The sequence below is a fragment of the Arcicella sp. BE140 genome (assembly GCF_031456255.1).
GTDB lineage: Bacteria > Bacteroidota > Bacteroidia > Cytophagales > Spirosomataceae > Arcicella > Arcicella aquatica.
This window is the reverse complement of record NZ_JAVDUE010000002.1, coordinates 20,861-33,720: the sequence shown is the minus strand read 5'-3', so window position 1 is coordinate 33,720 and position 12,860 is coordinate 20,861. Positions and strand designations below refer to the sequence as shown.

At 37.0% G+C, this 12,860-nt stretch carries 10 protein-coding genes; 7 read left to right on the top strand and 3 right to left on the bottom strand.

The annotated features are described in order from the left end of the window. The first annotated feature begins 147 nt into the window (after positions 1-147). From J2Y60_RS03355 to J2Y60_RS03340, 4 genes are all read left to right on the top strand, one after another. Complete coding sequence (locus tag J2Y60_RS03355) at positions 148-918, top strand: helix-turn-helix domain-containing protein (protein WP_309913268.1); 771 nt, start codon at positions 148-150, stop codon at positions 916-918. 67 nt (positions 919-985) lie between these two features. Beyond that, on the top strand, positions 986-1,378 hold the full coding sequence (locus tag J2Y60_RS03350; RefSeq protein ID WP_309913265.1) for a DUF1398 family protein: 393 nt from the start codon (positions 986-988) through the stop codon (positions 1,376-1,378). A 145-nt stretch (positions 1,379-1,523) separates the two neighbouring features. Next, positions 1,524-2,894 carry a chloride channel protein gene (locus J2Y60_RS03345; RefSeq protein ID WP_309913261.1) on the top strand — a complete coding sequence of 457 codons (1,371 nt, stop codon included), beginning with the start codon at positions 1,524-1,526 and terminating at the stop codon, positions 2,892-2,894. A gap of 158 nt (positions 2,895-3,052) precedes the next feature. Further along, entirely contained in the window at positions 3,053-3,505 is a 453-nt protein-coding gene (locus J2Y60_RS03340; RefSeq protein ID WP_309913258.1) for a DUF1569 domain-containing protein, read from the top strand. 199 nt (positions 3,506-3,704) lie between these two features. Here J2Y60_RS03340 and J2Y60_RS03335 read toward each other — a convergent pair whose 3' ends face one another. The 3 genes from J2Y60_RS03335 to J2Y60_RS03325 form a co-directional block, all read right to left on the bottom strand. Continuing rightward, the gene (locus J2Y60_RS03335) at positions 3,705-5,639 is read right to left on the bottom strand and encodes a DsbA family protein (protein ID WP_309913255.1); all 1,935 of its coding nucleotides are present in this window, start codon (positions 5,637-5,639) and stop codon (positions 3,705-3,707) included. After that, on the bottom strand, positions 5,636-6,805 hold the full coding sequence (locus J2Y60_RS03330; protein ID WP_309913253.1) for a pyridoxal phosphate-dependent aminotransferase: 1,170 nt from the start codon (positions 6,803-6,805) through the stop codon (positions 5,636-5,638). The genes J2Y60_RS03335 and J2Y60_RS03330 overlap by 4 nt, the downstream gene beginning before the upstream one ends. A 118-nt stretch (positions 6,806-6,923) precedes the next feature. Beyond that, entirely contained in the window at positions 6,924-7,049 is a 126-nt protein-coding gene (locus J2Y60_RS03325; RefSeq protein ID WP_309994545.1) for a hypothetical protein, read from the bottom strand. 204 nt (positions 7,050-7,253) lie between these two features. Between J2Y60_RS03325 and J2Y60_RS03320 the strand changes: the two genes are divergently transcribed. From J2Y60_RS03320 to J2Y60_RS03310, 3 genes are all read left to right on the top strand, one after another. Continuing rightward, positions 7,254-7,841 carry an RNA polymerase sigma-70 factor gene (locus J2Y60_RS03320; protein WP_309913250.1) on the top strand — a complete coding sequence of 196 codons (588 nt, stop codon included), beginning with the start codon at positions 7,254-7,256 and terminating at the stop codon, positions 7,839-7,841. A gap of 106 nt (positions 7,842-7,947) precedes the next feature. After that, positions 7,948-8,985 carry a FecR family protein gene (locus J2Y60_RS03315; protein ID WP_309913248.1) on the top strand — a complete coding sequence of 346 codons (1,038 nt, stop codon included), beginning with the start codon at positions 7,948-7,950 and terminating at the stop codon, positions 8,983-8,985. Positions 8,986-9,165: 180 nt separating this feature from the next. Continuing rightward, entirely contained in the window at positions 9,166-12,783 is a 3,618-nt protein-coding gene (locus J2Y60_RS03310) for a TonB-dependent receptor (protein WP_309913245.1), read from the top strand. Positions 12,784-12,860 lie beyond the last annotated feature (77 nt).

The following is a 12,860-nucleotide window of genomic DNA, read 5'->3' as shown; positions in this document are numbered from 1 at the left end:
ATGTTAGTTTTGCCATTGTAAATATCTGTGTGGTAACATCCAAACGTTTAATTATGTATATAAAGATAAGTACATGATAAATCTAATGATTTGAAAAAAGATAAACACTAACAATGTATTGACTTCGATGCTTAATCTATTGAAAATATGAAATTTGAAAAGGTATTTCCCTCTCCTTTACTGAAACCATACATCAAACATTTGGTCATTTCTGAAGCCTCAGAAGAGCAAACCTATAAGGTTTTTCCTTCTACTGGGCTAGTGATGGGTTTTCAATACAGAGGGCGTCTGGCTTATATTACCAAAGACGGAGAAAACCCTTTATCTAACACGGGCATTACGGGTTTGCAAGATGGTTTCAGGGTTTTCAAAAGTAATCCAAACATTGGGTCTATATTAGTATTTTTTAATGAAATCGGTGCATCTTATTTCTTAAAAACGCCCATCAACGAATTATATGCTGAAAGTGTTTCGCTTGAACATTTTATCAATCGGTACGATTTGGAAAAAGTTGAAGAAGCTTTGAGTACTGCCGAAACTGATGAATACAGAATCTATATCATCGAGCAATTCTTACTGGCTAGAATCATCGAAAAAAAAGATGACAAACTAGTGATAAAAGCCATCCAGTATATCTATCATTCAAAAGGTAATATTAAAATAAAAGCATTGTCCGAAATACTTTGTATCAGCCAAAGTCCCTTTGAAAAACGTTTCAGACAGTTGGTTGGTACATCTCCCAAGAAATTTGCTGCTATTGTCAGGTTTCATGCAGTATTAGATAGCCTAAATCAGGTAAAATCTATGACCGAAATATGTTTTGAAAACAACTATTTCGACCAAGCACATTTTATCAAAGACTTTAAATATTTTACTGGTGAAACGCCTGAAAAATTTATCAAAAAGAATAATAAGTAAACGATTTTTTACAATTTCAAGCCAAGGGAAACTGCCAAATTTGCATCACATTTAAACGCAAAAAGACATGTTTACAATCGATCAAATTAAAGAGACTCACTCAAAAGTAAAAAGCGGAGCAGATTTCCCACAGTATGTTCAGAATCTTATTGATTTAGGCTTAATTGGTTACGACCATTACGTTTGTGATGGTCACTCAAAATACTATGGAAAAGATAACTTTCAAATTCAATCTGAAGCCAAATATGCACTTTTGGAAATATCTCTCACAGGTAATATTGAAGCCTTAAAAAATGCTTTAAAAATCCATCAAGCTGGGGAAACCGATTACCTAACATTCTGTAGGCAATCAGCAGAAGCAGGTGTTGAAAAATGGACACTTGATATGAAAAAAATGACTTGCGTATATTATGATAAGAATGGTCTTGAAATGGTAACAGAAGTAGTACCTAGTATTTAGTATTATTTTATATTTGATTGACTTTTCAATATCATTTTTTAGAAGAAAGCTAACATTATACGTTTATATGCGTATTTGTACTTATATATTCTTTCAAAAAGGCTGTAAATTTGTATGTTTATAGCCTTTTAAAATAATTACAGGTATGAGATTTTTTAGCTTTTTACGTTATCGACTCAAATCATGGTTTGATGCTATCCATAACAAAAAATTACAAAAGGACATTTTAAATGCTTTACCATTTTGGTTAGGTGCATTTATCACAGGAATCATTGCTGTATTATATGCTAAGTTATTTTCATTGGTAGAGGCTGGCACACATTTTCTATTTCATCATGCAGGCTGGTCATTCTTTATTATTACGCCTATTTGCTTTTTGGTAGCATGGTGGTTGGTTATCAAGTTTGCTCCTTTTTCTAGAGGAAGTGGTATTCCTCAAGTAAGTGCCGCTATTGAATTAGCTAACCCAAAACATTATTACAAAGTAGATAGCTTACTAAGCCTAAAAGTCATTCTCATCAAAATCATTTCTAGTTTAATTATGGTTTTGGGTGGTGGCGTAGTAGGTAGAGAAGGCCCTACTATTCAAATCTCAGCTTCAATCTTCAAAAAAATCAATGACTTTCTACCTGATTGGTATCCCAAAATATCAAAAAGGAATATGATTGTAACAGGGGCGGCCTCTGGGCTTGCGGCGGCCTTTAATACTCCTTTGGGCGGTATCGTATTTGCTATTGAAGAACTTACCAAAACGCATTTTAGTCTTTTTAAGTCCGCTTTGTTAACAGGAGTTATCATCGCAGGGCTTACGGCATTGCACTTTTTAGGGCCATATCTTTATTTGGGTTATCCTGCTTTAAATAATATTTCTACTTGGATTATCGCTTCAATTGTACCCCTAGCAATCATTACAGGCTTTACAGGTTGTGGAATGAGTAATATTATTTTGTTTGTTTTTAGAAAAAAAAATACCCTAACCCACAATTACCAGAAAGTAATTTACATCATTGCTTGTGGGCTAATTATTGCTGGTATGGGTTACTTTATTGATAACAGAACATTTGGTTCAGGTAAAGAAATCATGGTGAGTACTTTGTTTAGCAACGACAAACATTTGGAATGGTATATGCCTATTTTAAGAATTATTGGTCCAATTGTATCGTTTTCTGTAGGAGGGTCAGGTGGCGTTTTTGCACCAGCCCTAAGTGCAGGAGCAAGCATTGGCGCGGTGATGGCAGGTTGGTTGCATTTGTCAGCAACCGAAACTAATTTGATGGTTTTATGCGGTATGGGTGGCTTCCTAACGGGTGTTACCAGAAGCCCCTTTACATCATCTATCCTTGTCATTGAGATGACCAATAGTCACAATATTATTTTTTATATCATGCTCGCAACGCTTCTGGCTAGTTTAATTGCCAATTTGATGAGCAAACACACTTTCTATGATTATTTAAAAATGCAGTATATTGATGAAATCCATAAAAGCGAAGTCCAACAAGATACTGCAAAGGAATAATAAACAGAATGCTCAGCAAAGTTAGTAAGTAATTCTATTTGAGCGAATTACTCTTATTTACCAACGAAATCTTAATTTTAAAATAACCTGTCAATTTGGCTATTTTTCATATCTTTATAAAATCGAAAAGTAAACCATCCTAAATTAATTGACAGATTATGAAAAGTGTATTTAACCAAACAGAAACTGCCGAGCTTCTAGCACGCATCGACAAATTAAGTCCCGATTCCGTTCCTCTTTGGGGTAAAATGAATGTTGGGCAAATGTTGGCTCATTGCAATGTTACCTACGAACTTGTATATGAAGACAAATACCCAAAGCCTAATTTTTTCATGAAGACTATTTTGAAGCTGATGGTTAAAAACACCGTTGTTAGCGAAAAACCATACAAGAAAAATAGTCCTACTGCACCAATATTCATCATCAAAGAATCAAAAGATTTTGAAGCAGAAAAAACTCGTTTGAAAGACCATATCAATAAAACATTGTCCTTAGGCGAAAACTATTTCAATGGCAAAGAATCACACTCGTTCGGAGTATTAACCATCCAAGAATGGAACAATATGTTTTATAAACACCTTGACCATCACCTTAGTCAGTTTGGGGTTTAGGGAAGAGTTGTGAGTGGTGAGGCGTCAGCTATCGGTCATCGGCTTTCAGTTTATACACATAGACATCAGTAATGTGTTCCCAAATAGTTAAATATTTGATTCGTTTAAGCTAGTGTACTCCGCGTTTCTAAATAACTCCAACAAAAGCAAAAAGGGGTCAAAAAACTAGTTTTTTGACCCCTTTTTCAATATTTTTTCACTAATAATTTGCCAATTTACTTTTCCAAATTATTCCGTTTTTGCTTTCATATTTATCGATAAATCCTTTTTCAAATAAGTCTGCTAATGTACCATTAGTTTCTTCCATAGAAGTACTGCTTAAAAACGAAAACTCTTTACTCGTCATCGTCGAGAAATTGGTAAACAAGAATATCGGGTCGGTATCAAACGTCCTTTTCTGTGCATGAGGCACCAATTGATGGATAATGCCTTCTAAATATTCATATTCTTGATAATCTTTACTGATGATTTGTTCATTTTCAAGATTTCTAAAGATAAGCGTTGGCAATACCCCCACCTGCATATTCTGGGCTAAAATCAAATCTTCTTTAAATGCTTCTTGTGCTTTATTTTCATAATCATACACAAAACGCGCAGAATCTAATCCTACGTCAAAAGCTGCCTTTTCCAGATAAGCCATATCAACAATGTTTTTCTTTTCAAGAAACAACATTTCTTTAATACGTCTCAGGAATAACAATGCTAAATCTGCATCCTGCATCTGGGCAGCTTTGAAAGCAATAGAAGGTGGATAAGAAGACGGTAGTGGGTCTTCAATCCAAATATCTCCATCAAGTGGGATACCATGAATCATACATACTTCTTCCCAATGTGGCGCCACATCCGAAGGTTTGGTAATAGGGCCACGTTCGTATTCATCCCACGACGGTAGTAGCCCTCCCATGCGATAATCAATCTGTATATAGGCTCCATACTCTAATTTCAACTTTCTGAGCAATGGCTGCACTACCCAACAAGTAGAACAGACAGGGTCGGTGAAATATTGAATATCTATTAGTTTTTCGGTATGTGCATCTCTATCTTGTTTTTTGGTAATCAACGGCACTACCATCTTATCTCCATCTACATTGAGAGGATTCAAAAACAGTTCTTTTAGCTCTCTACCTAAATAGATATGTTTCTTAATGTCATCCTTACGCTCATCATAATATGCCTGAAAAGCCTCTTCAAGATTATTCAATGATAATAGCTTTTCAGTCAGTTTTTTAGCATCCAAGATAGCATTGGTTGTTCCTGCACTAGTAAAAGGCAAAGCCAAATGGGCAGCATCTCCAATCAACACGACATTATCAGCATGGAATTTAGGAAGTAACCCAAAATCACGGGTATTCCAGATATAACTCGTGCTGAAATCATTTGTAGATAATAATTCTGTTACTACTGGTGGGAAATCAGCCAATTGGTAATTACAAAATGCTTTGAGTTCATCGGGCGTACAACCTTGGTCACAATCTGCCTCAGCCACGCTATATTGCATAAACCAAACAAAGTCTTTTTCCGAGACAGGAATCATCCCAAAGCTTAGTCCACGGTTACAACTCTGGTATTTTGTGAATATATTTTGGTGCGAAGTTCCCAGTTTTTCATTTGTACAAATCCCTACCACTTCCTTCACTTCCACGGGCGTATAATTGACAGCCCCTAAGATTGCTTCCCGCACTTCTGAGTTTCCGCCGTCCGCTCCTACAAAAACATCACCATATTCTATTTCGCCATTGGTGAAATAAGCAGCCACAGCTTTGCCGTTTTCATAAATAAAATGAGAGAATATTCTTCCTGTTTTTAGTTGTTCTTTCGGAAACAAATCGTACAAAAACTGTATCAAGTCTTTGCGTTTAATACAACGCCAAAGATTCAGTTTTTGCTTCTTTACTTGTCTTCCATCTTGCTTATTTAAACTAAAAGCCCCGATTTCTTCTCCGGGTAGATTGATTTCAGTATTGGCATTTAATTCATTTAAAATAGACCATCCATCTATGTGCATTAAAAATGCATGTCCACGGGTAGTCATTTGCTTAAACTTCTCGTTTACAACAACATTTATATTATTTTTTCTGAGTAAGAGTCCCAGTGTTAGGCCTGCAACTCCTCCGCCAATAATTACTACTTTCATAATGCGTTTAATACTATTTTAGTTTGTGTGAGTGCTTGAGTAAGGATTTCATTTGATGTAGCAAAACTCAAACGAATGTATCCATCTGCACCTGCACCGAACCATTCTTTTAGTCCAGGAACAACGGCAACTTTGGCTTCATTCAAAAGTAACTCATGAATTTCCTTGCTTGTTTTGCCTGTTCTTGTAATATTAGCAAAAGCTACATAACACCCTTCGGGAGCAATACAGCTTACACCTTTCATGCTGTTGAGTTCTGTTACACAAAGTTGTTTCATGTGGTGTAGATGTTCAACAAAGGCTTTCAACCAATAGTCGCATTCATTCAAGGCGGTAGTAGCTGCTATTTGTCCAATTACATTGGCTCCATGTACGGTAGATTGGTGTAATGACACTTTGATAAGTTTATCAAAATGTGCCTGATTGGAGGCCATCACCGAGCCTATCCGTAAACCAGCTAAACCGTATGATTTACTATAACCAGTAACGGTTACAGTTCGTTCCCGAATAGCTTCATCAAGTGATGCTATGCTTGTGTAGGTATGTGGATTGTAAATAATATCACTCCAAATTTCATCTGACAAAATAATCAAATTGTGTTTGCAAGCAATATTTCCTAGTTGCAGTAGTTCTTCTCTGGTAAACACTTTCCCCGTTGGGTTAAGCGGATTACACAAACAAATTAAGCGTGTTTTGGGTGTAATTAATTGCTCGAGTTCTTCAAAATCAACCTTTTCTGTACCCGCAGGAATGGCAAAAGAAACTGCCTTTCCTCCTACTGTTTCTACAGAATATCTGAAAAGGAAATCGACAGGGTCAAATATAATGGCTTCATCATTGGGCGATAGAAAAGCCTGACATATCACAAAAATACCAAAAGCGGCACTATCCACTGGAAAAATATAGGCTGGCTTGGCAGGTATATTCCTTTTATCCTGAAAAAAAGTAGCTACGCTTTCTTTAAAATCTGGTAGGCCATCAGGCGGGCCATAACATAAATAACGGTCTTTTACAAAACGCGTAATAGCCTCCGCAATTTCTGGAGCACTCGGAAAATCTGGGTCAGCTGCTGTAAGGGGAATAACGCCTTGTGGCACAGTTGCCCATCTTAAATTGTATGCACGTTGTTTTAAAATCTCTAAATTAACAGCGGTACTATCAAACATTGAATGTTGGGTTGGCGGTTTATTCTAGTCTTGCTGAATTATATCAAAGAACCCCAAATATAGTTTTGGAGCCTGTAAATATTGTTTGGATGCTAAATATGTTGAATAAATGTAGAATTTACAATATTATGCCCACTTTTCTTTCAATAATTACCATTTGTTCATAAGCTGTATTTTGTAGTACTATTTGTTTTGCATCTGGCTTAACAATTATTTTAAGGTTTGTTAATAAAGCCCATTTCATTGGTTGTGTATTATTTATAAGACAAGATGTATTTCTTTTTGGACGATTTTGCGAATAAATATGAGTGTGTAAGTTGCTAAAATTATGATATGGAAACGTTGTCGGGAACGATTGCGTAAAAAATTAAGCTAAAACATTGGATATTCTAATTGCTTAATCCTACTTTTGAAAATAATTTTTTTAATAATAATTATTACTTTTCTTATGTACAGACCCCTCAAAGCTTCAAGTGATACAGAATTACTAGGTCTTTTGCTGGAAGACAATGAAGCTGCTTTTGAGGAAATTTACAGAAGATACTTCCAAAAGCTCCATGCGTTAGCTAAACGTAGGCTGTACGACAGCCAACAAACCGAGGATATTATCCATGATTTGTTTTTGAACCTTTGGCTCAATCGTCAGAAAATTCAGATTGACTCCCTCCCCAACTACCTCATGCGTAGTGTAAAGTACAGGATTTTAGATGCCCTTGATCACCATACTGTCAAACAAAATTTTCTGGATTATCAATTACACATCGACCAGAGCTCTAATATTACCGAAGAGAATATTCTTTATGCTGATGCCATGCGTTTGTATCAAGAAAACCTTGTGGTATTACCTGAAAGATGCCGTGAGGTATTCTTATTAAGCAGAGCAGGCGTACCTCAGAAAGAAATTGCTATTCAATTGGGTATTTCAGAAAATACCGTAGAAAATCATATCGCCAAAGCTTTACGCTTATTGAAGTCTCGCATGGCTGAATTTATCAGCCCAAATATGCTGTTTCCTTTCCTTTTCTTCATTTTTTAAAATTATTTTAACAAAAAATCATATTCAAGTAGTGGAACTGTTTCTCATGACCGACATCTAGGTTAAGGAGTAAATAGTATTTTATTAATAAAAAATAAAAATAAACATGAACCAAGGTGAATTCAAGGATGATGATGAAATCATCAATTCGCTCCGACAAAAATATACTCCTGATGAAATCAAAAAACTGCTGGATTGGTACAACGCCTTCGACGATAAGCAAGACATCGTTAAAGAGCCTGAATTGGAAGATAGGATTTGGGATATATTACAAAACGAGATAGACGAATCTCAAGCAGTAATAGAACCGCCCGTTCCTTTATTCAAACGCAAAGCTTTTGTTGGGTCTGTTATGGCTATTGCAGCGAGCTTGTTGATGGTATGGGGTTGGTTTTGGTTACCTCAAGAAGAATCGGATATGCAATCAATGGTTGGTTTCAAAGATGTTCCACAACAAGAGCTTGTACTTTGGCAATCGTTTACCAATACTACTAAAGCCATTCATGAATTACCGCTTCCAGACGGTAGTAAGGTGTGGTTGAATCCAGCTACGACAATTCTGTACAAGATTGTAAAAAATGCTGCTACCCGAGAAGTCTATTTAGAAGGCGAGGCTTTTTTCGATGTAAAACCGAATAAAGAACAACCTTTCTATGTGAAAAACAAAGGGTTGAATGTGGTAGTACTAGGAACAAGTTTTAATGTAATAGCTTCTTCTAAAGATGTAAAATATGAGGTTTCTGTAGTGACGGGCAAAGTAAAAGTAAAATATCAAGACCCCGAAAATGGCGAACGTTTCAACCAAGTAATCATTACGCCACAACAACAGGTAGTGATTCAGAAAGAAGAAAACACGTTGGAAACCCATGATTTGACCCTTGAGAAAAGCAAACATCGACAACTATGGGAACCTGTCAGTATGAGTTTTGATGAAGTAATATTAGATAAGGTGTTAGCAAGATTAGAACAAGAATATGGAATGACCATCCGTACACCAAACATGGACATTCGGAAATGTGAATTGTTTGCCAATTTCAACAACCAACGTTTGCCTGTTATTATGGATATTATCTGTAGCTCTATCAATGCTACTTATCAGATAGAAGGCAATGAAATTACGATTATCGGTGAAGGCTGTTTGTAATCCTAAACAAACGTTTTTCATCAAGTAGTGTACTCAGAAAAGTAAAAACAATCAATACAAATTAGTAAAAAAAGGGCTTGAAGTGTTACTAGCACCCAAGCCCAAGAATTACCCCAATCATTTCCTAGGTGATTAAAGAGTAACGTAGATTTCAAACACAAAATCGTACAAAGCAAATTTATGGAAAAACATTTTATTAAGACAACATTTTTCAAAATCATGAGGATGACTGTCATTCAGTTGGCCATTGCTATAGCTTTCATGGTGGCATCTTATGCCAAAGAAGCCAAAGCGCAGGAAGTTTTAGCCAAAACCGTGACTGTTTCTATCAAAAACAGCACAATAAAAGGTGTTCTCAAAGAACTTGAGAAAGAATCTGGCGTGTCTTTTGTTTTTAGTTCTAAAAACAGCATCGCACAAGCCACCAATCTTACTTTGACGGCTAATAATGAAAGCCTAAAAAACATATTGAGCCGTTTTTTACCGCCGCTCAATATTGGTTATAAAGTTGTACACAACGCCATTATATTAACGCCCATGACTGAGGAGAAGGTAGTCCTACCCTCCACAGTCGAGTTGCCCATGCCCACGACGAGTATATCCGCCGACGCTACTGTTAAAGGTAAAGTGGTGGATTCAGAGACAGGCGAAACACTTCCTGGCGTAACGGTAAAAGTAAAAGGTACTACTGCTGGTACAACTACGGATGCTTCAGGGAAATACAGTATTTCTGTGGCAAAAGGTGCAGTCTTGGTATTTTCATTCATTGGTATGAAAACGCAGGAGGTAAGCGTAGATGGTCGCTCAGAAGTAAATGTTTCGCTTGCACCAGACAACAGTATGTTGGCCGAAGTAGCTGTCGTAAGTGATGGTTATGGTCTGGTGAAGAAAACAGACAATACGGGGTCAGTAGCGAGTATGTCTGCAAGAGATTTAAAGAATATTCCTATCACAAGTGCTGCACAAGCCATGACTGGCCGTATGGCTGGGGTAAGTGTAGTAACTACCGATGGTTCGCCCGATGCTGATGTTGTTATTCGTGTGCGTGGGGGTGGGTCTATCACACAAGATAATTCGCCTTTATATGTGGTGGATGGTTTTATTGTAAGTAGTATCAAAGATGTGCCACCATCTGATATCGAAAGTATTAACGTACTAAAAGATGCTGCCGCCACCGCTATTTATGGTGCTCAGGCTTCTAATGGTGTAGTAGTTATTACTACTAAAAAGCCTCGTCCAGGTCGTACTACGGTATCATACAATGGTTTTATGCAGTTTAAAACTTTGCCTTCTGACAGAGCCTACAAAGTGCTTTCGCCTTATGAATACGTTTTGGTAAACTATGAAAGAGCCAAACTGAAGACTACTACTGATGTTGCCAACATGGAGAAGTTTTTTGGAAAATATGGTGACTACGATTTGTATCAAAATCAAAAAGGTACAAACTGGCAAGACGAACTTTTTGGCGCGCCACGTACTACACAGTCGCATAACTTAAGCATTAGCGGTGGTAACGAAAATACTACGATGAGCTTGAGTTTAACTAACAATACTGACCAAGGTCTTTTGACGGGCTCAGGTTATACTCGTAATGTTATCAACTTTAAAATCAACCAAACTATTTCTAAGAAATTAAAGTTTGATGCTTCTACCCGTGTTACAAATACCGTAATCGATGGTGCTGGTACTTCTGGTTCGGCTCAGTTGAACATCAAAGATGCCGTTCAGACAAGACCAACAAACGGTATTGCTGACCAATTGGATATTGATTTAAGTACGGCAGGTACTGACGACGACTTTGCGTCTTTCCTTTTAGCACTTGTTAACCCTAAAAAATTAGTATCGCAAGATTGGCGTAAAAAAACTACACAAGACTATGTTTTTAACGCAGGTTTGAGCTGGGCAATTCTTAAAGACCTTAATTTAAAATCAACTATTACTGGTTCGAAACAATTTGACAAATCTTTACGATACTATGGCCCATTAACAGGCGAGTCTTTCAACAATGGTAGTAGCTTACCTATCGGAGAAAAAACGGTGAATGAAAACGATTCTTTCCGTTGGTTGAACACATTAAGCTACCAAATGCCAAGTTTGGGTGCACATAAACTTGACTTTTTATTGGGTCACGAGGTTTACGCAATAGGTGGAAATCAAAGCTTTATTCGTACAGAAGACTTTAGAGCATCTATTACGCCAGAAGAACTTTTTGCCAATATGTCTTTCGGTCGTACAGACCGTCAGTATACTACAGAAAATACTGATATCAATCGTGTTTCTGGATTTGGTCGTATCAACTACCAATTCAAAGATCGTTATTTGGCAGCGATTACTTTTAGAGCAGATGCTTCAAGTAAATTCAGTGCTGAAAATCGTGTAGGTTTATTCCCTGCGTTGGCATTAGGCTGGAAACTGTCGGAAACTAAATTGTTCAAACAAATAAAAGGATTAGACGAGTTGAAAATCCGTGCAAGTTATGGTGCTACAGGTAACGACCGTATCGATGCTACTGCTACAAAATTATTGTTTGAGGCTACTACGCTCCGTGGACCTGGTTTTGGTAATGTTGATAACGTTTATTACACACCGACTGGAACTACTTTGTACAACCCTAATTTGGTGTGGGAAACGACTATCAACAAAAACTTAGGGCTTGACTTCGCTTTCTTCAAACAACGCATTGTAGGTAGTTTGGATTTATACCAAAATACTACGAAAGATTTATTACTTCAATCAGCGATTCCATCAAGTTCTGGCTTTACCAAACAATGGAACAATGTGGGTAGTACGTCAAACAAAGGTATCGAGCTATCGCTTACTGGATATATCATCGACAAAGCTGATGTTTCTTTCTCTGCCAATTTCAACTTTGGTATAAACAGAGCAAAAGTAGAAGCATTGGATGGTACTACTGAACGTTTCTTCCAATCAAACTGGGCAAGTACTGACTTAAGAGAACAAGATGACTTTTATGTAAAAGTAGGTGGAACATTGGGTGATATTTATGGCTACGTATCAGATGGCTTTTATACAACCAATGACTTTTCAAGTTATGACCCTGCCACAAAAAAATATATCTTAAAAGAAGGCGTGACCAACTCTACATCAACTACTGGTAATACCGCTATCAGACCGGGCTTCATGAAACTAAAAGACCTTAACGGCGATGGCGTCATTAATAGCTTAGACCGAAAGGTAATCGGTAATACGCTTCCAAAAGCGCAGGGTGGTTTTGGTTTCAATGGTCGCTATAAAGGTCTTGATGCTTCTATATTCTTCAACTGGTCGTATGGTAACAGTGTGTACAACACAGGAAAAATTCAGTACAATCAATTCCGTCGTGTTACTTACGGTAACTTAACGACCGACATGAGCATCGATAATCGTTTCACTTACCTTGACGTTGATGGGAAATATACAGGAACTCCGGGTGAAATCGTAACAGACTTAAATCAATTGGCAGAACTAAATGCTAACAAAACGATATGGTCACCTCTAGGCTTCGGTGACGCTCAGGCAGTAATGAGCGACTGGGCTGTAGAAGATGGTTCTTTCATTCGTTTGAACAACTTGAACATTGGATATTCTTTACCTAAAAAATGGATTGCAAAACTTGGTATGTCGCAATTAAGAGTTTATGCAACGGGTAATAACCTTTATCTATGGACGAAATACACTGGTTATGACCCTGAGGTAAGTACAACAAGAAGTACGTATTCAGGCCTAACACCAGGCGTAGATTATTCATCTTTCCCTAGAAGCCGTTCTTATACTTTCGGAGTAAATATTACTTTTTAATGAATTGTAACACTTATTCTAATAGTGGTAATCAACATCAATCACTGAACGTTTTTACGAACAGTTAATGTCAATAA